Annotated in this window: 18 protein-coding genes; 7 read left to right on the top strand and 11 right to left on the bottom strand. The window is 59.0% G+C overall.

Annotation, left to right across the window (positions count from 1 at the left end):
- Nucleotides 1-11: 11 nt before the first annotated feature.
- Genes VGL70_14600 through VGL70_14620 form a run of 5 tightly spaced genes read right to left on the bottom strand, consistent with a single transcriptional unit; the run spans nucleotide 12 to nucleotide 5,290 of the window.
- Nucleotides 12-1,013: an amidohydrolase family protein gene (locus VGL70_14600; GenBank protein ID HEY3304758.1), complete on the bottom strand. Its 1,002-nt coding sequence runs from the start codon at nucleotides 1,011-1,013 to the stop codon at nucleotides 12-14.
- Nucleotides 1,014-1,068: 55 nt separating this feature from the next.
- On the bottom strand, nucleotides 1,069-2,568 hold the full coding sequence (locus VGL70_14605; protein ID HEY3304759.1) for a tripartite tricarboxylate transporter permease: 1,500 nt from the start codon (nucleotides 2,566-2,568) through the stop codon (nucleotides 1,069-1,071).
- A gap of 11 nt (nucleotides 2,569-2,579) precedes the next feature.
- Nucleotides 2,580-3,674, bottom strand: a complete 1,095-nt coding sequence (locus VGL70_14610) for a tripartite tricarboxylate transporter substrate-binding protein (protein ID HEY3304760.1) — start codon at nucleotides 3,672-3,674, stop codon at nucleotides 2,580-2,582.
- A gap of 30 nt (nucleotides 3,675-3,704) precedes the next feature.
- Nucleotides 3,705-4,784 carry a tripartite tricarboxylate transporter substrate-binding protein gene (locus VGL70_14615; GenBank protein ID HEY3304761.1) on the bottom strand — a complete coding sequence of 360 codons (1,080 nt, stop codon included), beginning with the start codon at nucleotides 4,782-4,784 and terminating at the stop codon, nucleotides 3,705-3,707.
- 17 nt (nucleotides 4,785-4,801) lie between these two features.
- Nucleotides 4,802-5,290: a tripartite tricarboxylate transporter TctB family protein gene (locus VGL70_14620; protein ID HEY3304762.1), complete on the bottom strand. Its 489-nt coding sequence runs from the start codon at nucleotides 5,288-5,290 to the stop codon at nucleotides 4,802-4,804.
- Nucleotides 5,291-5,606: 316 nt separating this feature from the next.
- Here VGL70_14620 and VGL70_14625 point away from each other — a divergent pair, with 316 nt between their 5' ends.
- The 3 genes from VGL70_14625 to VGL70_14635 all read left to right on the top strand — a co-directional run bounded on the left by VGL70_14625 (nucleotide 5,607) and on the right by VGL70_14635 (nucleotide 8,057).
- Complete coding sequence (locus VGL70_14625; protein HEY3304763.1) at nucleotides 5,607-5,879, top strand: DUF559 domain-containing protein; 273 nt, start codon at nucleotides 5,607-5,609, stop codon at nucleotides 5,877-5,879.
- 155 nt (nucleotides 5,880-6,034) lie between these two features.
- Nucleotides 6,035-7,018 (top strand): ABC transporter substrate-binding protein, encoded by a 984-nt coding sequence (locus VGL70_14630; GenBank protein HEY3304764.1) that lies wholly within the window; start codon nucleotides 6,035-6,037, stop codon nucleotides 7,016-7,018.
- Between the two features lie 37 nt (nucleotides 7,019-7,055).
- Nucleotides 7,056-8,057 carry an extracellular solute-binding protein gene (locus VGL70_14635; protein ID HEY3304765.1) on the top strand — a complete coding sequence of 334 codons (1,002 nt, stop codon included), beginning with the start codon at nucleotides 7,056-7,058 and terminating at the stop codon, nucleotides 8,055-8,057.
- Nucleotides 8,058-8,160: 103 nt separating this feature from the next.
- Here the strand turns inward: VGL70_14635 and VGL70_14640 are convergent, their stop codons facing one another.
- Nucleotides 8,161-8,547 carry a cytoplasmic protein gene (locus VGL70_14640; protein ID HEY3304766.1) on the bottom strand — a complete coding sequence of 129 codons (387 nt, stop codon included), beginning with the start codon at nucleotides 8,545-8,547 and terminating at the stop codon, nucleotides 8,161-8,163.
- A 118-nt stretch (nucleotides 8,548-8,665) separates the two neighbouring features.
- Nucleotides 8,666-9,658, bottom strand: a complete 993-nt coding sequence (locus tag VGL70_14645; GenBank protein HEY3304767.1) for a glycosyltransferase — start codon at nucleotides 9,656-9,658, stop codon at nucleotides 8,666-8,668.
- 122 nt (nucleotides 9,659-9,780) lie between these two features.
- Here VGL70_14645 and VGL70_14650 point away from each other — a divergent pair, with 122 nt between their 5' ends.
- Nucleotides 9,781-10,938, top strand: a complete 1,158-nt coding sequence (locus tag VGL70_14650) for a glycosyltransferase family 4 protein (GenBank protein ID HEY3304768.1) — start codon at nucleotides 9,781-9,783, stop codon at nucleotides 10,936-10,938.
- A gap of 1 nt (nucleotide 10,939) precedes the next feature.
- On the opposite strand, the gene VGL70_14655 is transcribed toward VGL70_14650, so the two are convergent.
- Together VGL70_14655 and VGL70_14660 are read right to left on the bottom strand one after the other, a co-directional pair.
- Nucleotides 10,940-11,266: a hypothetical protein gene (locus tag VGL70_14655; GenBank protein ID HEY3304769.1), complete on the bottom strand. Its 327-nt coding sequence runs from the start codon at nucleotides 11,264-11,266 to the stop codon at nucleotides 10,940-10,942.
- A 90-nt stretch (nucleotides 11,267-11,356) separates the two neighbouring features.
- On the bottom strand, nucleotides 11,357-12,655 hold the full coding sequence (locus VGL70_14660; GenBank protein HEY3304770.1) for a PQQ-dependent sugar dehydrogenase: 1,299 nt from the start codon (nucleotides 12,653-12,655) through the stop codon (nucleotides 11,357-11,359).
- A 139-nt stretch (nucleotides 12,656-12,794) separates the two neighbouring features.
- On the opposite strand from VGL70_14660, the gene VGL70_14665 reads away from it, so the two are divergent.
- The 3 genes from VGL70_14665 to VGL70_14675 all read left to right on the top strand — a co-directional run bounded on the left by VGL70_14665 (nucleotide 12,795) and on the right by VGL70_14675 (nucleotide 16,079).
- Nucleotides 12,795-13,625: a p-hydroxycinnamoyl CoA hydratase/lyase gene (locus tag VGL70_14665; GenBank protein HEY3304771.1), complete on the top strand. Its 831-nt coding sequence runs from the start codon at nucleotides 12,795-12,797 to the stop codon at nucleotides 13,623-13,625.
- A gap of 263 nt (nucleotides 13,626-13,888) precedes the next feature.
- On the top strand, nucleotides 13,889-15,052 hold the full coding sequence (locus tag VGL70_14670) for an acyl-CoA dehydrogenase (protein HEY3304772.1): 1,164 nt from the start codon (nucleotides 13,889-13,891) through the stop codon (nucleotides 15,050-15,052).
- A gap of 121 nt (nucleotides 15,053-15,173) precedes the next feature.
- Nucleotides 15,174-16,079 carry an ABC transporter substrate-binding protein gene (locus VGL70_14675; protein ID HEY3304773.1) on the top strand — a complete coding sequence of 302 codons (906 nt, stop codon included), beginning with the start codon at nucleotides 15,174-15,176 and terminating at the stop codon, nucleotides 16,077-16,079.
- Here the strand turns inward: VGL70_14675 and VGL70_14680 are convergent.
- Complete coding sequence (locus tag VGL70_14680; protein HEY3304774.1) at nucleotides 16,065-16,832, bottom strand: gamma-glutamyl-gamma-aminobutyrate hydrolase family protein; 768 nt, start codon at nucleotides 16,830-16,832, stop codon at nucleotides 16,065-16,067. The genes VGL70_14675 and VGL70_14680 overlap by 15 nt on opposite strands.
- On the bottom strand, nucleotides 16,829-18,904 hold the full coding sequence (locus tag VGL70_14685; protein HEY3304775.1) for a transglycosylase SLT domain-containing protein: 2,076 nt from the start codon (nucleotides 18,902-18,904) through the stop codon (nucleotides 16,829-16,831). The genes VGL70_14680 and VGL70_14685 overlap by 4 nt, the downstream gene beginning before the upstream one ends.
- Between the last annotated feature and the right edge of the window lie 225 nt (nucleotides 18,905-19,129).

Genomic DNA, 19,129 nt, shown 5'->3' on the forward strand with positions numbered 1-19,129 from the left:
AAAATTAAAAATTATTGCATTTTGAGCAGTCGTTTCGCAGTGCCTTCGAGGATCATGAGCTTTTCGGCTTGGGGGCAATCGAGGGCTTCGACTTTCTCGACGGTGAGCCAGTCTCCGAGCGTGTAGGGGTAATCGGTTCCGACCATCAGATGATCCGCGCCGGCGACTCGCCTCAAATAGTCGAGCGTGTCCACGCGGTAGACCATGGCGTCGAAGTAGAGATTCTTTTTGAGATGGACGCTCGGCGGCGACGCAGCCGACACGGCGCGCGCGCCGCGCCGGACGGCGAAGCCCTGATCCAGACGTCCCAGTTGATAGGGAAAAAATCCGCCGCCGTGAAGCACGCAGAGTTTCAAGTTCGGAAAGCGGTCGAAGACGCCGCTGTAGCTCATATACGCGAGAGAAAGCGTGCTGTCGGCCGGGTTGCCGCAGATCAATCGGAGGCCGTACGGGCCCATCTTTTCGGCGCCGGCCACGTCTTCCGGGTGCATCACGATCAGCGTGTCGAGATCTTCCGCTTTGCGCCAGAACGGATCGAAAAAGTCGCTGTTGTAGTATTGGCCGTTCACGTTCGACGCGATCATGCAGCCGCGGAGGCCGAGCTCCCGAACCGCGTGCTCCAGCACGGCGACCGCTCTCGGCGGATCCTGCAGCGGCGCGGCGGCCAGGCCGACGAAGCGATCAGGATGCTTCAGCGTGAGATCGCGGATGCCTTCGTTGTAACGCCGGCACCATGCCTCGCCCGGTTTGCCTTCCAGGGGATAGCCCAGACTCGACGTGTGCGGGATGAGCGCACCGACGGCGATCTTGCCCCGCTCCATCGCCTCGAATCTTTTCTTTAAACCGGAAACCTCCTCGGGAAGATTGAACGCCTCTTCTCCGGCGAATGAAATCGCGATTTCGCCTTTCCGTCCGTCCTTGGCGGTAACGCCGGCGAGTTTTCCTTGCCGTGCTTCGTCCAGCAAAGATGGCGGGACGTAGTGATGATGAATGTCGATGGCGCAGACGCGCATGATTTGAAGGCCTCCTTATATTATATTTGTTGCAAGGAGAAAACCGGCTCCGCAATCAGATCGCGTCCTCCGGCCTGTCGTACTTCGCCCTGCCGCGCCGCTCTTTGATCGTCGGATAGGCGACGACCGCGATGGTGAGGATGATCAGAGCGATCACGCTCTTGAAGAGCAGCCACTTCGCGCCGTACGCCGCAGTCGAGATCCACAGATAATTCTCGCCGATTTTTCCCAGGATGAGGCCCAGGATGAGCGGCGGCCGCGGCCAGCCGTGGAGGACCATGAAATAGCCGAGGCAGCCGAAGATGAGCGTGACCAAAAGGTCGTTGATGCTGTTGTTGGCGGTGAATGAGCCGATGAACACGAGAACGACGAGAAAGGGAATCAGCAGCGAGCCGCGGACGAAAGTGAGGGCGGCCAGGTGATTGAGAATCAGAAAGCAGATCCCTGCGACGATGATGTTGGAGATGATCAGAATCCACACCATGGCGAAGGTCACGTCCAGACGCGACTTCAACATCTCCGGACCGGGCTGGAGACCTACGATCAAGAGCGCGCCGAGCAGCAACGCCATGCTCGCGCTGCCGGGAATGCCGAAGGCGATCGTCGGGATGAGATCGCCGCCGCGGGTCGAGTTGTTAGCGGCGCCGGGACCCAACACTCCTTCGATCGCGCCTTTGCCTGCTTGCTTCCGGTCCTTCAGGCCGCCGACCGAGTGCGCGTACGCGATCCATTGCGCCACGTTGGCGCCCAGCACCGGCAGCACGCCGAAGTAAACTCCGATGAGACTGCATCGGACGACGAGCCAGAAATGGCGGAAGGTATCCTTCACTCCTTCCATCACTCCCTTGAGTTTTTCCTTCGGAGCTTGGGAAATGCTCGTGCCGCGGACCGCGAGATCGACGATCTCCGGGATGGCGAACAGCCCGACCACGACCGGGGTCACGTCGAGGCCGTCCCAGAGATAGAGCAGGCCGAAAGTATAACGCAGCGACCCCGTCTGCGGGTCCACGCCGATAGCCGCGAGCATCAGGCCGAGCCCGCCGGCCAAAAGCCCCTTGATCAGCGACGCCCCGGCGAGCGTCCCGATGAAGGTGATCCCCATGATGGTGATGATGAACAGCTCGGGCGAGCCGAACATAAGCACCAGCGGGCGCATGATCGGAATCGAAATCGCCAGCGACAGCGCGCCGATCGTCGCGCCCAAGAGAGAGCTCATGATCGCCGCGCCGAGCGCTCTTCCGGCTTCGCCTTTCTTCGACATCGGATAACCGTCGAGGACGAGCGCCGCCGAAGAGCTTTCCCCCGGAATCCCGAACAGGATCGAGGTCAGATCGCCGGTGGTGCCGGTCACCGCGAGCATGCCGAGGAGAAACGAGAAGGCTTCGATCGGCGTCTTGATCGTATAGGAAAACGGCAGCATCAAAGCGAGCGTCGCCAGGCCGCCGATGCCGGGCAGGAGACCGACCCAAAAGCCGATGCCGATGCCCAACAATAAATAGCCGAAGGCCGGCCACGCCAGCACCTGCCAAAAGCCGCTGGAGAATGCTTCGAGCATATTCAATCTCTTTACTGTCCCAGAACCTTCTTCATCCGTTCGATGATCTCTGGTGGCTGGGCAATCACCTCGTTGGCTAGCGTTTCAAGCTCCTCTCCGCTAACAGGGTCCAACTCTAGCATTCTCTTCTCAGCCTCAGCTTTGAATCCGGGATCATTCATTGTCTTCGTAAAGGCATCACGTAGAATCTTGATCCGATCCGCCGGAACTCCCGGGGGAGTCACATAGGGACGGCCGACATCGCCGGCAGCTAAAATCACGGTCGCAAGACGCCTGCCAGATTCCGGCGTCTTATATTTATCCATGAGTTCATAGATCGTGGGGACATTGGGCAGCCTCGGGTCCCGTTTTTTCCCGGTCTGAAAGAGCTCGCGAACAAAACCTTTTTTGCGCCAGGTATGAAAAGGCTCCCGGGCGAAGTAGGCCGTAATAGTGAAAGAGCGACACACGACTTCCCCCCTTTCCACTGCGAGGTCGATATCGCCCCCGGCCTGATAGCCCGTTATGATGTTAAACTTTGCCCCAATAACTTCCTCAAACAGCTTGGGCATGTAGTAGCCGGTCGAGGCAGTTCCCGTCGATCCACACTTGGGCGGCTCCTTGGCAGTTCGGACATCGTCGATGGTCCTGTAAGGGGTGTCAGCTCGCATATAGATAAAATGGTTCGATACAACGGGACTGCCAATCCAGTTAAACTTCGTCCAATCGAATTTGACCTCTTGGCGCCCAGTGAGCTGGTCGAAGTAAAGTGCTGGAAAGATGGCGCCGAGCGTCAGGCCGTCGGGTTTGCCGATATTATAGACGTGGTTGGCTGCGATCAAAGAGCCTGCCCCGGCGATGTTCTGCGCGATGATAGTGGGATTTCCGGGGATGTATTTGGGAATAAATTGGGCGATTGCCCGCGCGTAGAGGTCATAAACATCGCCGGCTTTCGTGCCGACGATAATGTTGATCGTCTTGCCCTGGTAGAAAGGCGTCTGGGCAAAAACAGGTTCTAGGGTCCAAGGGTTGAAGAGTTGAAAGGTTAAAAGACACAACATGAAAAATCCTGCAACCGTTAAACCCTGAAACCCTGAAAGCCTGAAACTGATAAATCTTTTGATCATCGTGGCCTCCGTTGATCTCCGCGCGAACGCTTACTGAACGACGAAGAGTTTTTTGATCTGATCCAGAACGTCAGGCGGTTGGTTCAGCGCCTCTTTAGCCATGGCCTGGAGCTCCGAACCTTTACCCGGCTCGACGTCGATTCTTAGCTTCTTCGCCTCGGCGATGAGTTCCGGATCCTTGACGGCCTTATCGTAGGCCTCCCGCAGGATCTTGACTCTCTCCGGAGGAGTGCCGGGAGCGACGAGCATCGGCCTCGCCCATTCTCCGCCGGCGAGCATGGCCTCCGCGAGCCTGCGCTTGGGCGCCGGCGTTTTGTATTCGTCCATCAGCTCGAAAATCGTGGGCCCGTTGACCCGCTCGTCTCTCTTGCGCCCGCTCTGGGCGAGGAACCGAACGAAGTTGTTTTTGTTCCAGGTCAAGAAGGGCTCGCGCGAGAAAAACGTGGAAATCGTGAGGCCCTGGCAAGCGACCTCGCCGCGCTCGACGGCGATGGCGATCTCGTTGCTCCCGGGATACCCGAGCACTTGATTGAATTTGGCGCCGACGGTCTCTTCGAGGATTCTCGACATGACATAATCGGATCCTCCGACGCCCGTTGTTCCGCACTTGGGCGGTTCCTTGGCCTGGAGGACGTCCTTGATCGATTTAACCGCCGCATCGGTCCGGATAAAAAGCATCATGTCTTCCCTTTCCAACGAGCCGATCCACTGCATCTTCAGGAGATCGAACTTGACCTCTTTGTCTCCGGACAATTGGCTCAGATAAACATTGTTGTGCGGCATCAGCAGCGTGAGGCCGTCGGGCTTGGCCACACCGGAGACATAATTGGCGGAAATCACCGAGCCTGCGCCAGGCATATTTTGCACGATGATCTCGGGATTGCCGGGGATGTATTTCCCCATGTGGCGCGACAGCAGCCGGGCGGCCCGGTCGTAGCCGCCGCTGGCGCTGAGGCCGACGACGATCTTGATCGTCTTGCCTTTGTAGTAGGGTTCCTGGGCGAAAATTGGTTTAAGGGTTAAAAGCAAGAAGGCGAGAGGCGTGAGGCGCAAGGCGAGAGAGAGAAATCGCTCGATCTTATTGAACCCTGAAACCTTTAAAAGCTTCATAAATCCTCCAACGCAAATTATTCCACGCCGAGCCAGGCGAATAGAGCGCCTTGCGGAAAGGGCAAATGCAAAAGACGGTCGAACAGCCCCCAGAAGAAGACCCACGCCACCGCGGTGAGAGCGATCGAGAGCGGCCAGCTTTCGCGCGACTGGACCTTGAGATAGAGAAAAACGAGCAGAGGGACCGAATAAGCAAAGCCGAGCAGCCAGATGGCGACGATGTAGCCGACGATCCAGGAGAAGATATTGATCATTCGGCGTCGAGCCTCGACCGGGTCCGCACGCTCGGCGAACTGAACGTCCACCGGTGCATGGTCTCCGACCTTTTTGGCGCCGATGCCTTTGAGATCGAGCACGACTTGAACCAGGGCCAGCGCCAGCATCGGGATGCCGATCGCCCATGGATAGAGCCGCGCCTGAAGGCGCCAGTCCTTGGCCACATAGACGAACAGGGCGAAGAACACGACCAGGATGAGGGCAAGCAAGAGCTGGGGTCTGATTTTCATAGATTGTTTTTTAATCTCCCCGGCATTTGCGTGGGCGCTTGGCGCCACGCGCCGGTTCAGACGCGCCGTTCATCGGTGTTTCGCTTATCATGACTCATCAAGTCGGTCAATCCTACCGCAGGCCGGCCATAAATGCCCAGCGTCTTAAAACAGAAGTAGGGAAGTATAGGTGCTTTTAACGAATAACGAGACCGTGGTAAGAGAATGCTGCGTTCCATGGGACCAACCGTACAGATTGTCGGATCAGGTCGTTTCCGATGAGTATGCGATCCCTCTCCCTTTGGGAGAGGGAAAGGGTGAGGGAAGATCGATGCAAATGGCGACTGCCAAACTTCGAAACCGGGCGCGGCGACTACGGCATGACCAAACTGATGCCGAGCGACGTTTATGGGCTCGTATCCGCTCGCGCCAACTAAACGGCGCAAAGTTCCGTCGCCAGCATCCTATCAACTACTTCATTGCTGACTTTTGCTGCCTCGAGCAGCGCTTAGTGGTAGAGCTCGATGGCGGGCAGCATACTATGCAGACTGAAGCGGACGAAAAAAGGTCCGGTTTGCTGGCAAGTCATGGCTTTGGGACAACGAGGTGATGGAAAATATCGATGCCGTTCTCGAACGAATCGTGGAGGCCTTAAACAACCCTCACCCTAACCCTCTCCCTAAAAGGGCGAGGGAGAAATAAGTCCATTCAAACTGCTGATGCGAGGTAGTGAGTTCTTTTTACAGAATCAATGAACACGTATCTATGAGAAAAACTCTCCACCTTCTAACGATCATAACGCTGCTTGCATGGCCACCCGCCGCAGCCGCGCAACAGCCCGCCAAAGTTGCGCGCGTGGGATTTGTGTCGTCGACCGGAGATCCGAAAGCTCCCGGCCCCCTGGTTGAGGCGTTTCGCGACAAGCTCCGCGAGCTGGGTCATGTCGAGGGAAAAAATATTCGGGTCGAGTATCGCTACGCCGAAGGGAAGCTGGACCGCGTGCCGGGTTTCGTGGAGGAGCTCGTGCGGAGCAAGGTGGATGCCCTTGTCGTTTCTTCCGTGCCGGCGATCCGCGCGGCCAAGCGGGCGGCGACGACGGTTCCCGTCGTCATGGTGATTTCCGTGGATCCGGTCGCGATCGGAATCGTCGAGAACCTGGCGCGCCCCGGCGGAAACATCACCGGGATTGTCAGTCTCAGCCGGGAATTAAGGAAGCAGGGATTGGAATTGCTCAAAGAGGCGGTTCCGAGACTCGCGCGCGTCGGAATTCTTTGGAACTCGGAGGGACGAGCAGCGGCAACCGCCTTCAAGGACTACGAAGCCGCTGCGCCGTTGAGGAGGGTACAGGTTCAATCGCTGGAAGTGAGAGGCTCGACACTGAATCTGGAGGGAGCGTTTCAAGCCGCCGTCAAGGGGCGCGCCGGCGCGCTCATCGCCGTCAGCAACGCGGCGCTTGCCCATTACTCCAAGCAGATTGCGGAACTGGCCTTGAAGAACCGGCTTCCCTCCATGTCCGAAAGGAGCGAGTACGCGGCGGCCGGCGGGCTCATGGACTATTCAGCCGACTACACGGAGAACTTCAAGCGCGTTGCCGTGTACGTGGATAAGATTCTGAAGGGCGCCAAGCCCGGAGATCTCCCGATCGAGCCGAGCAAGTTCGATCTCGTAATCAATCTCAAAACGGCCAAGCAGCTCGGGCTTACGATTCCGCCCGACCTCATCAAGCGTGCGAGTCGAGTCGTCAAATAAACAGGCGCGAGGCGAGAGCAAGAATTGGAGGAGTCGGATGAGAAAAATGTTTTGCGTATGTTTTCTGATTGCCTGGCTCATCAACGTGCAAGCCGGTTGGGGGCAGACGTCGCCGGACGCGCTGCAGGCGGCCAAGAAAGAAGGCAAGCTGGTCTGGTATACGTCGATGGCGATCGACACCTCCAAGCCGTTGGTGGACGTCTTTGAAAAACAGTATCCGTTCGTTCGGATCGAACTCGTGCGGGCGGGGGAGGAGCAGCTTTTAAATCGCATATTAACCGAGGACCGCGCCGGCAGGTCGCTCTTCGACGTGGTGTCGACCAGCGCCATTCAGGTCCTGGCGATGAGAAATTATTTGGCGCCGTATGCCACTCCCGAAGCTCAGGCTTACATCGCCGAGCTTAAAGATTCGCAAAACCGCTGGACCGCCGTTTACAACAACAACCTGATCGTCGCGTACAACACCCGAATGCTGGCGGAGAAAGATGTCCCGAGAGACTACGCCGATCTTTTAGACGCAAAATGGAAAGGCAAGATCCTCATGGACCCCGCGGACTATGATTGGTACGGCACGCTCGTTACGGTATGGGGCCGCGAGAAAGCGACCCAGTACATGCAGCGGCTGGCGCAGCAGGGCCCCGCGTGGCGCCGCGGCCACGGCTTGATTTCGCAGTTGATCGGAGCAGGGGAGGTGCCGCTGGGACTGGCGTACAGCTTCCGCATCGAGCGGATGAAAAGCGAGGGCGCGCCGGTCGAATGGATTCCGAGCTTCAACCCGATCGTGACGACGATCAACGGCATCGGTCTCGGCGTCAAGGCCAATGCGCCCAACGCCGGCAAGCTCTTCATCGATTTTATTCTCTCCAAGAAGAGCCAGGAGATGATCCGCGACATGCGCCGCATCCCGTCGCGGAGCGACGTGAAGCCGCTGGCGGTAAAGATGGACCAGTCCAAGCTGCGCCTGAAGCTCGTTCCTGGCGAGGTCACGGCGAATATCGATAAATACGCCGAGGAGTTCAGGAAGATTTTTGGGCTGTAAGTCTTCGGCCGGAAGTACCCAAGGTCAGAACGTTTACCTGATCGTGAAATTTGGGGACCGCGACGAACACTGATCGTCCACCACAGAAGAGCCGTCCTCGGCGCTAGTTACCCTTTTTCGTGGCGCGCTTTAACTCGATGTTTAGGGCGTGACACTCTCCGCCAACATTGTCGACGCTATGAGTCTCGGCATCCCTCCAGACCGCTTCACCTGGCTTTAGCTCCACCTCCTGGCTCTTGCCATTAGGCGCCGTGAATTTGACCTTGCAGGGAGTTAACGCGATGGCAATGTAGGCCGGATGAGAGTGCATCGGCGACTTGCCGCCCGGTTTTAGACGGATGTCTAAGACCCGAACATGCTCGTTATCAGTGGTGGTCTTGTAAACATCCTTTGCTACCTTCGCCGGGTCCTGAGCGCGCACCAAAAAAACCGGTAACAGAATGATGATGATCAGAACCGGCACCATGTAGAGTCGTTGAATCTGGTTCATAATTTTCCTCCTTCCTGTGGGTCCACTTAGAGTCCAATCTTTCTAGACCGAAACTAAGTTGGTCTCAGACCGTTCAACAGCACGAGTCATCGGACCTGCCGCTCGGTCTTGCGGGCTTTCACCCGACCCGGTCATCGGGTCTGTAGCGGGCTACGTAGTATTGGTTCAGCACCCGTTCCATGGCGAGGAGGAGCCGCCCCGGTCCGCGTGCCTTCAACCCCAAGGTCATCAAACGAACCGCACGCTCGATCAAAGCCCTACGCCTCCACCCCAGGGTCCTGTAGCGTCTCTGGAAGTATTCATCTTCGGGGAGGTCCCATTTGGCACGCAGACGATGAAGACTGGCCAATTCCCATGCGTCGCTCCAACGAAGCAGAAAGTAGGGAATGTCGCTCCACGCGAGCGGGTGCCCGTGGACAAAAGTGACGACGGACGACGGCTCAAGGTAAATGGCCCCCCCCGCCTGGGCGACGAGCAGAGAAAAATCGATGTGGTCCCTCGTGTTCAACAATTGCTCATCGAACGGGCCCACTTGGCGGAAGATGTCGGTCCGCGCAAGGAAGCAATGGAACTCGATATATTCTGTCCGCTGCCGCCGGAGGTCTGGGCGAACGTCCTCAGGCTTACGCCCGGCATGATGCATCGTGTCCTTGATGCGTCGCTGAGATGTCCCGCTTCTGTCCTCGACCTCGAGGTGGCATTCTCCTCCCGCGCAATGTACGACTGCACTGCCGCCATCGAAACATTCGAGGGTCAATGGTGTGACCACCGCCGCGCGGGTGTCCTCGGCACACTCGACCAACGGACTGAGCCAACCTGGAGCCACGAGGACATCGTTGTCGAGAAATACCACGTACTTGCTTGAGACATGCCCGAGGCCGAGGTTTCTGGCGCGGTTCGGCGACAGGTAGGAATCTGTCCGGATGAGCCGGAATCCTCTTTCTCTGGCCGTTGACTCGAGAAACCGCTTTATCTTGCGAGGAGAACCGCCGTCGACATATACTAGCCCGAAGGGAGTGTCCGTGAACTCATAGATAGAGCGGAGGGAGTCGCGCGTGAGACTGAAGCGCTCTCGCGGCACGACGACGATGGTGATATGATTCTCCAGCATTCGGTCACCCCTCGGTGGATAATCAAGGTCCAGACGACATGAAAGTGCTTGCACTCTGTCCCCCTGATAGTACCTCACAAGACGTTGCGGAGTACAGCTTTCTGAGCGAGGAATTTCGGAGTTTGTCAAGCCGCGGTATCGAGATTCACACGATCTCCCTCTCCGGGACGACGCGCCGGCCCTACGCCGTGGACGGTGTGACCGTCCATCCCATGCCGCGGCACCGCTACCACCTCATTCAGGCCGTCCCGAACGTCCGACGCGCGCTGGGACTGCTTGCCAGCGTGCCTCCCCGCATGGGCGCGCGAGCGCGACGTTGCTACGAGATTGCGAGCATCGAAGGCTTCGCTATCGAGGTTGCGCGGGCAAATGGCGCCGATCTGATTCACGCATCCTTCGGCTATCCCGACGGGAGCGCCGGCGTTCTCGTAAAGAATGCCACCGGACTGCCTCTCCTACTCTCGGTACGGGGCGCGGACATTCTGACTGAACGGACGGCTGGGTACGGCGCGCGGCTGGACGATTTGTACGACACGCTCTTTTGCCGGGCGCTGCAGAGCGCGGATTTGGTTACGGCGAACAGTGGATACGTATTGGAGCGGATACTGGAACTCGGAGTAGACCGGCGGAAATGCGTCCTGTTACCGCGTGCGGTAGACACGGAAAAGTTCTTCCCTGCCGAATGCGGTAACAGTGGCGGGGCAGAGGCAACGAGCAGGCCGACGATTTTGGCCGCTCGTCACCTGGCACCGAAGAACGGGTTAGAATATCTTATCTATGCTGCGCGTCTTGTGGCGGATCGGGTCCCGAATGTCGTCTTCATGATTTGCGGAAAGGGTGGCAACAGTTACGAGCACCGGCTTAAAGCGCTGGTACAGAATCTCGAGCTCGAACAGCACGTCGTGTTCCCTGGATGGATTCCGCGCGATCGAATTGTCTCGTATTTTCACTCGTGCGACGTGTCGGTCATTCCGTCGGTGATGGAGGCGGCGGGCAACGTGATTCTCGAGGCAATGGCGTGCGGGAAACCTGTCATCGGCAGTCGCGTAGGGGGAATCCCCGAGTACCTTGACGACGGTGTGACCGGTTTTCTCGTCGAACCCAGGAACCCCGCGGTGCTGGCCGATAGAATTCTCACTCTCATCGGAGACAAGGATTTGGCAAGGCGGATGGGGATGGCGGGAAGGGCGCGGGTGGTCGGGGAGTTCCGGTTCGATGCCATGATCGCGAGGATCGTTGGGTTCTACGAGGCATTGTTGCGCCGTCCGGCGGCGTCGTGAATCAGTTGTGGAAGAGAACGGCGACGGGCCATCCGGAGGATGGCCCGTCGGGGATCCGATGCTCCTCACGACGGGTGGAACGCTGATCCGGTGAACCTGGAGAAAGATAATACGCGGGCTGGACGCCGAGGGAAGGGACTTCCGGAATCGTCGATTGTCCCTTATTGCCGTGACAGGCGAGACAGGGAACGAGACGTTCACTGAGCGAAGCGGCTGCGGCGGGCAGTGCCGCCAACGAGAGAAGCGCAGCTAGAGCGGCACCGGCGACTCGAAACGCGCGAATACTATCGGAGAGATCCTTCACTTCGTTCAGGATGACATCCTGCACGATTCCGAGTTTGTGTCATGCCGAGCGCAGCGAAGCATCTCTCTTCAGGTCAGGTGTGTTGTCCCATCCGTGCTAGATTCCCTACACCGATCAGCGCTTGGCCGTCTCGGCCCCGTAGCTGACGCGGTAAACCGCGCCCGCGTAGTCGTCCGAGATCAAGAGCGAGCCGTCCTTCATGAATTGCACGTCGACCGGCCGCCCGCTGTACTCATTGTTCTGGAGGAAGCCGGTGAGGAAAGGCTCGATCGACTTCACGGTGCCGTCCTTGTTCAGCTTCGCGACCACCACGTCGCCGCCGATCTTCTTCGTCTTGTTCCACGAGCCATGGCGCGCGATGAAGATGGCGCCCTGATATGCGGCTGGAAACATCCGGCCGGTGTAGAAGCGCATGCCGAGCGCGGCGCTGTGCGGGCCGAGCAAGGCGACCGGCTTGACGAACTCGTCGCACGAGCGGCCCCAACCGACCTCACGGTCGGTGAAATTGCCCTGGTGGCAATACGGGAAGCCGAAATGCTGCCCGGCCTTGGTGACGCGGTTCAGCTCGTCCTCGGGCAGGTCCTCGGACAACCAGTCGCGGCCGTTATCGGTGAAATAGAATTCTTTCGTAACCGGGTGCCAATCGAAACCGACCGAGTTGCGCACGCCGCGCACGAACGCCTCCGCGCCGCTGCCGTCAAGATTGATGCGCCGGATCTGCGCGTTTTCCTCCGGCGGAATGCAAATATTGCACGGCGCGCCGACGTTGATGTAGAGCTTGTTGTCCGGTCCGATGGCGATGAACTTCCATCCGTGCGACTGATGATTGGGCAAGTCGGAGTAAATGACGACGGGCTTCGGCGGGTTGTCGAGGTTGTCCTCGATATTTTCCAGCTTGGAAATCTTGGTGCCTTCGCCGATGTAAAGCGCGCCGTTACGAAAGGCGAGGCCGTTCGGACGATCCAACCCCGAGGCCAGGACCTTCACCTCGCGTTTTCCATTCCGGTCGACGACGGCGTAGACCTTGTCGAGCACACGGTTGCTGACGAAAACGGTTCCCTTATCGCCGAGCCTGAGCGAGCGCGCGTTGGCGATGCCGCTGGTGTAGACCTCGACCTTGAAGCCCTTGGGGACCTTCAACTGCGCGACCGGCAGCTTGTCCGCCGGCGTCGGAAAAGGCGGCGCCTGGACGCCGCGCAACTTCGCCGCCACTTCGGCGTTGGGAATGTCGGGACGACCGGGCACCGTCGTGGGAGCCGGTTGAACGTTGGGCGCAGGCTTTTCCCCGCGAGGCGCCGCTGGAGGTTGGGCTGACGGTTGGTCCTGTTGTGCAAATGCCGGCGGTGCCAGAACCAAAGCGCCAAGCGTTCCGGCGACCAGAAGGCTGTGTAGAATTGAAGAGTGTGCGGCCATGACAGTCCTCCTCGACGTGAACGTTAGTGATGGTCGAGAATAGGCATGTCCAACGCGCTTTTCAAGACGGAAGTTATTCCTTGACAGGCAATGTGACCGTATTATGCTCGCGTTCAAAGTTCGTTAAGGAGGGGAACCAATGACCATCAAGAGTTATCAGACGGTTAAAGTCGAAAAAGAAGACGGCATCGCCTGGGTTATCTTGAACCGCCCTGAGAAGCGCAACGCGATGAACCCGCAGCTCCACTACGATATGCTCGAAGCGCTGACGGAGCTGGAGACGGATAGGGAGACGCAAGTCGTCGTGCTGACGGGCGCGGGCAGCAGTTGGTGCGCGGGACAGGACCTGAGGGAATACTTTCGCGGGCTGGAAAATAATCCGGCGGAGCGGCGCAAGGCGGGATGGGCGTCGCAGGAATGGCGCTGGCGGCGGCTGTTCACGTTTCCCAAGCCGACGATCGCGATGGTCAACGGCTATTGCTTCGGCGGCGCGTTCACGCCGCTGATCGCGTGCGATTTCGCCATCGCGGCGGAGGACGCCACGTTTGGCCTCAGCGAAATCAACTGGGGAATTTTTCCCGGCGGTTTGGTGAGTCGCGTCTTGGCCGATGCTCTGAGTTACCGCGACGCCGTGTATTACATCATGACCGGCGACACGTTCGACGGCAAAAAGGCCGCGGAGATCAAGTTGGTGAATTTCGCCGTGCCGCGCGAGAAATTGAGAGAAGAGACCGTGAAGCTGGCGAAGAAGCTGATGGAAAAAAATCCGCACACGCTGCGCGCGGCGAAAGAGGTCTACAAGTTCTGCCGCACGATGGACTACGCCCAGGCCGAGGACTACATGTCGGCCAAAGGCGCCGCGCTAAGAGCGACCGACCCTGAGAAAGGGCGGGAGGAAGGGGCGAGGCAGTTTCTCGACGAAAAAACCTTTCGCCCGGGATTGGGAGCGTATCAACGGAATAAAAAATAGAATCCAGAAGTCAGAATTCAGAAGCCAGGAGTGGGGCGGGGATTCTGGCTCCTGGATACTGGCTACTAAATTCTAAGTGAATATCACTACTGTCCGACAGATTGGAAATTTGGCCGAATTGCCCTTGTAACTTTCTGATTTTCTAAGACTGTCATTTCGGTGACGAGTTCAAATCGGTAACACGTTGAGAACCTCAGAGGGTTAAGTAAATACAGGTGTTTTTTAGACGAACCCACAAAACAGTCGGACGCTACTGAGTGAATATGAATTTTAACCTGCCCGAAGAGCTTCAGGTCCTCAAGCAGACCGTTCGGCGCTTCGTCGATAGCGAGCTGATCCCGCTCGAGCGCGAGTACCGGCACGACGGCGAGGGGCCGATGCCGGAGCACCTGCTCAAGCCGCTGCAAGAAAAAGCTAAAAGCATGGGGTTGTGGCTGCTCGACGTCCCCGCCGAGCACGGCGGCGCGGGCCTCGGGTTGCTCGCCCGATGCGTGATTCACGAGGAACTCTCACGGAGCGCAGCGCTCCCTTTTCGCGGCCAGGAGCTCTTCGGACCCGAGGTGAGGCCGGTCCTATTTCATTGCAACGGGGAACAGAGAGAGCGGTTTCTCATGCCGGTGCTGAAGGGCGAGATGCGCGTGTGTTTCGCTCAGACCGAGCCGGACGCCGGCAGCGATCCCGCAAGCATGCAAACGCGCGCGGTGCGCGACGGCGGCGACTTTATCCTCAGCGGAACCAAGCGCTTCATCACCGGCGCCGGCCGCGCGGATTACGCGCAGGTCATGGCGGTTACTGACGCCGAAAAGAGGGCGCGCGGCGGCGTGACTTGTTTCATGGTGAACTTGAAAAGTCCCGGCGTGTTGCTCGATCGCCAATGGCCGACGATGATGGGCGACGCGCCGTGGCAGATCGTGTTCGACGACGTTCGCGTTCCCGCGGCGAACGTCATCGGCGAAGTGGGCGGCGGCTTTTCGCTCGCGCAGCAGTGGATTCAGGAAGGTAGGATCAAGGGGCACGGCGCTCGTCTGCTGGGAATCGCCACTCGCGCTTTGGAGATGATGATCGACTACTCGCGTCACCGTGTTACTTTCGGACGGCCATTGGCGGAGCGGCAGGCGGTGCAGTTCATGATCGCGGACTCCGCGACCGAGCTGCACGCGGCGCGCCTCATGGTTTACGAGTGCGCTTGGCGCCACGATCGCGGCGAGGACGTGAGAAATCTATCGTACATGGTCAAGATCACCTGCACCGAGATGGCGAGCCGTGTGGTGGATCGCTCTATCCAGGTGCACGGCGGCGTCGGGCTGACCAAGGAGCTGCCGCTGGAATGGTGGTACCGCCAGATCCGCAGCACGCGCATCACCGAAGGCGCAACCGAAGTTCTCCGCTGGCGGCTCGCGCAGAACATTATAAAAGGCCGGAGTTGACCCTCACCCTTTCCCTCTCCCACATCGTGGGAGAGAGGGTACACATAGGGGTGACCGCTCGGTTTATTCCCCTCTCCCTTTGGGAGAGGGCTAGGGTGAGGGGTGAAGGAACACGGAGGATATGGCTGAGATCAGTTTGATCGCCGGATACGCGACGATCGGGCAAGGCGCGGGCCCCATGATCGTCACCGAGCGCGCCGGACTGTTCGCCAAACACGGCCTCGACGTGAAGACGCGTTTGATGGACGGCGCCAGGGGCGTGGTCAAAGGACTCATGGACGGCGCGATTCAGTTTGGAAATCTGGCGGCGCCGGCTCTTTTACGAGCCGATCTTCAGGAGGGCGCGGATCTTGTCTTTCTCACAGGAGGCATCAACCAGCAGTTCCTGGTGGGCCGGCCGGGGATCAAGGATCGCAAACAGCTCAGCGGCGCGAGCATAGGCCTCATGGGAGACCGAGGATTGAACGACGTGCTGGTTCACTTTGTCATCGACCGACTGCACAAGAGCGGCGTTCATCCGGTCCGGTTTACCTGGGTGCAGAGCGAGGGGATAGAAGGAATCGCCGCGCTCATCGCCGGACGGTGCGATGCGATGGTTTTAACCCCGCCGCACGCGGTCGAGGCGAAGCGGCGGGGCTGCGTCTTCCTCGTGGATTTCGCCGAGTTCGGCCTGAACTACGCCCTGGGCGGCATCGCCGCGCGCCGGCGCACGGTTCGCAAAGAGACGGAGACCGTGCGCAAATTCATCAAGGCATACGTCGAGGGGCTGCACCGCTACCGCACCGACCGGCAGTTCACGGTGAAAATCCAGCAGGAATATAGCAGGATCAAGGACCGGAGCGTCGCGGAAGAAACCTACGATCTCACGCAGCCGGGGATGCCGGAGATTCCTTACCCGGTCGCGCCGGCGTTGGCCATCGCGCTCAAGGTGATGACCAAAGACTTGCCGGCCGCGGCCAAGGCCGACCCTGAGCGCTTCATCGACGATCGCTTTATCAGAGAGCTGGCAAATTCAGCGCCCACCTGACCTGCAGGCCGATACCAGGGCGGAGAAGATTTTTCTCTGCGCTTGATCTCTTTGGACCAAGAACTCCGGATGCCACTGGACGCCGAGCACGAAGGTGTGCTTGCGGCTTTCGATGCCTTCGACGACCTGGTCTTCCGCGGCGGCGTTGACGATCAACCCCTTGCCGAGCTTCTTCACGGCCTGATGATGCGTGGTGTTGACCTCTAGGGATTCGCGCCCGACGATCTTCCTGAGCTTGGTTCCTTTGACGATGGTTACCAAGTGCCCGCCGCTCTCTTTTAGAGATCCCCGCTCATGCTGTGCGGCGCCGGCGACCTGGCTTTTTATGTCCTGGTAGAGCGAGCCGCCGAGCGCGACGTTGATCGCCTGTGCGCCGCCGCATACTCCCAGAATGGGCATGTCTCGCTCCAGAGCGAGATCGATCAACCCAAGCTCGAACCGCGTCCGTTCCTCCACGATATTTCTCATTCCTTTGATCGGTTCCTCGCCATAAAGCTTTGGATTGATGTCGAAATTTCCACCACTGACGATGAGACCATCCAGACTTTCGATCGCTCTTCGCATGCTCGCCAGCGCGGGCAAGATGGGGAGAACCAGCGGGACTGCTCCCGCCTCCTGGACCGCGCGCGAGTAACGTTCCTGAAGCACAATCAATGGCTCCGCTTTGTTTCCCGGCCGCGGCGTGGCTCGACTTCGCTCGCCACCGACATCCGGCGTGATCCCGATCAGCGGAAGGTCTCTGCGTGGCTTCACTTGTTCTCGCCGTAGAGAGTTCGATACACCCTGAGGTTCCTGAGCACGAGCTTCACGTAGAGCTGCGTCTCAGGATAAGGAATCCGCTCGATGAACTCGTCGTCGTCGGCCGCGGCGAGCTGCGTTTCCCAGCGCGAGACGGCGTTCTCGCCCGCGTTGTAGGCGGCGATCGCCTTGATGAGGCTGTTCGAGTACTTCTGGAGCAGCTCTTTCAAGTGGTGGATTCCCAGCGCGAGGTTGACCTCGGGCTCGAAGAGCTTCTCGCGCGGCGGCGGAGGCAAGCTCGCCCGCGCTGCGGTCCGGGTCGCGGTCGAGTGAAGAAGCTGCATCAATCCAATCGCCGCCGCCGGAGAAACCGCTTTGGGATCGAAGAGGCTCTCCTGGCGAATCAGCGACACGACAAGGTGCGGATCGATGCCGTTTTCTTTGGCGAGTTTTTGCACCATGTCCCAGTAAGCCAGCGGATAGCGGTAGCGCGCCAGCTCTTCGGACGAGCGCGGAAACTGCACTTGATGGGCGAGAGCCACGCTGCGCGCGTAGCCGCCGTTGCGGGCGTACTCGCGCATGAGCAGCAAGCGGAGCGATAATTCTTCCGCGCCGAGAGTTTTTACTTCGTCCAACTCGGCCACGGCCTGCGCATTCATCGCCAACTCCGAAAGCTCCTGGGCCCGGGAAAAATGAAACGATTGCGAAGGCGTGAGCGGCGGCGGTGTGATGGTCGCGATCGTGGGCTCGGCCGGTTTCTTCTCTTCGACGGCGCCGCCGAGACGCTGAAGCCAGCCGGCGGCCGCGCCTCTATAGTAGGTCTCTTCCGGATCGCGGAGGACGGCGAGAAAGAGCTGCTTGGCTTCCTCTTTCTGCTCCATCCTCGCCGCGGTCCGGGCCTGCCAGTAGAGCGCCGCGGCGCGCCAGCGCGTGTTGTTCTTGCCGGAGGCGATCCGCTTGAAGGCGGCGTTGGCGTTTTTATCGTCTTTTCTCAAGTAGTAGATCCATGCCGCGCGCCATGCGGCGTCTTCGCGCGGCTGGCCGTCTCCGGGTTTCTTCGCCAGGCTTTGATAAGCGGCCAGTGCCTCGTCCTGCTTGCCTTCAGACTCATAGATGCGCGCGGAGGCGTACTCGGCGTAATCGACTAAAGAGCTTTTCGGGTAACGCTCGCGCAGGCGTTTGAAATATTCCAGCGCCTTGGCGTCGTCGTCGCGATTCCAATGATTCATCGCGAGCTGGTTCAGCGCCGCCGGCGCTTCGGCGCTCTCGGGATAGCGCTGCGCGATCTCGACGAGGAGGGGATTGGCTTCGTCCCGCTTCCGCTGCGCGCGATAAACGTTTGCCAGCGCGGCGAGGACCCGCGGACGGGAAGTATTCTTGGACGTTTGCTCCAAAACCTTGCGATATAATTTCTCGGCCTCCGAATAGACCTGCTCGCGCGCCAGCAACTCGCCCTCGGCGAGCAACGCCTCCGGCGTCGTCAAGCCGAAAAGATCGGGGGATTTTTCCCGCAAGGCGGCGACCGCCTTCCGCGCCGCTGCGGCCGGAGACGAGAGGGGAGAGGCGCGCCGCAATTCCTGATACGTGGAGTAAGCGCGCTTCGCATCCCCGAGCGCCTCGTGCGCCCGGCCCAGGAGATAGGCGGCTTCATCGGAGATTTCATTCTTGGAGCGCTGGGAACGGAGCTCCCGGCAAAGCTCGATCGCCTCGGCGTAGCTTTTCTCCGCTATGGCCAGTCTCGCCAGTTCGAGCCCGGCAGGCTGGGCCCATATGCTGTCGGGAAATTTCCGCTGAAGCTTGGAAAAATATTGCCGCGCCGACGAAATGTTTTCGCTCTTGGCCGCGATCAGGCCGAGATGGTAGAGGCTGTAATCCTCCAGGGTAAAAGCCTTGTCCAGCGTGCGAAGGAGCAGCTCTTCGGCCGGCCGCGACTCGCCTTTGGCGAAAAGATTGTAAGCCTTCAGAAAAACGTCGCGGGGTTTTTCCTCTTGAGCATGGCTTGGGGAAAGAACGAAAAGCAAAGCGAGAGCGAGTAGGGAGATGAGGAGCTTTCGCATGAGTTGAAACAAAGTGTAACGGAGGCGCATCAGAGATTCAACCTGGCGAGTTTCCGTTCACCCTTCGACACGCTCAGGGCGAACGGTAAAACTTCCAAATGGCCTATTAAATTTCCGTTCGTGCTGATCCCTCGACAAGCTCGGGACTAAAGGCGATGTCGAGGGAGCCTGTCCTGAGCAAAGCCGAAGGGTCGAAGCACGGCATTCTTGCTTTTAAAAGCGGCTGGGATATAGAATCGCCTCGATCGCAAATTA

It is taken from the genome of Candidatus Binatia bacterium, from assembly GCA_036504975.1.
In the GTDB taxonomy this organism is placed as follows: domain Bacteria; phylum Desulfobacterota; class Binatia; order UBA9968; family UBA9968; genus JAJPJQ01.

Excerpts from the sequence above, each read along its gene's own strand:
- VGL70_14635 (HEY3304765.1), top strand. The coding sequence starts at position 7,056 with ATGAGAAAAATGTTTTGCGTATGTTTTCTGATTGCCTGGCTCATCAAC.
- VGL70_14610 (HEY3304760.1), bottom strand. The coding sequence starts at position 3,674 with ATGATCAAAAGATTTATCAGTTTCAGGCTTTCAGGGTTTCAGGGTTTA.
- VGL70_14665 (HEY3304771.1), top strand. The coding sequence starts at position 12,795 with ATGACCATCAAGAGTTATCAGACGGTTAAAGTCGAAAAAGAAGACGGC.
- VGL70_14630 (HEY3304764.1), top strand. The coding sequence starts at position 6,035 with ATGAGAAAAACTCTCCACCTTCTAACGATCATAACGCTGCTTGCATGG.
- VGL70_14675 (HEY3304773.1), top strand. The coding sequence starts at position 15,174 with ATGGCTGAGATCAGTTTGATCGCCGGATACGCGACGATCGGGCAAGGC.
- VGL70_14620 (HEY3304762.1), bottom strand. The coding sequence starts at position 5,290 with ATGAAAATCAGACCCCAGCTCTTGCTTGCCCTCATCCTGGTCGTGTTC.
- VGL70_14625 (HEY3304763.1), top strand. The coding sequence starts at position 5,607 with ATGGCGACTGCCAAACTTCGAAACCGGGCGCGGCGACTACGGCATGAC.
- VGL70_14670 (HEY3304772.1), top strand. The coding sequence starts at position 13,889 with ATGAATTTTAACCTGCCCGAAGAGCTTCAGGTCCTCAAGCAGACCGTT.
- VGL70_14645 (HEY3304767.1), bottom strand. The coding sequence starts at position 9,658 with ATGCTGGAGAATCATATCACCATCGTCGTCGTGCCGCGAGAGCGCTTC.
- VGL70_14615 (HEY3304761.1), bottom strand. The coding sequence starts at position 4,784 with ATGAAGCTTTTAAAGGTTTCAGGGTTCAATAAGATCGAGCGATTTCTC.
- VGL70_14605 (HEY3304759.1), bottom strand. The coding sequence starts at position 2,568 with ATGCTCGAAGCATTCTCCAGCGGCTTTTGGCAGGTGCTGGCGTGGCCG.
- VGL70_14660 (HEY3304770.1), bottom strand. The coding sequence starts at position 12,655 with ATGGCCGCACACTCTTCAATTCTACACAGCCTTCTGGTCGCCGGAACG.
- VGL70_14600 (HEY3304758.1), bottom strand. The coding sequence starts at position 1,013 with ATGCGCGTCTGCGCCATCGACATTCATCATCACTACGTCCCGCCATCT.
- VGL70_14640 (HEY3304766.1), bottom strand. The coding sequence starts at position 8,547 with ATGAACCAGATTCAACGACTCTACATGGTGCCGGTTCTGATCATCATC.
- VGL70_14685 (HEY3304775.1), bottom strand. The coding sequence starts at position 18,904 with ATGCGCCTCCGTTACACTTTGTTTCAACTCATGCGAAAGCTCCTCATC.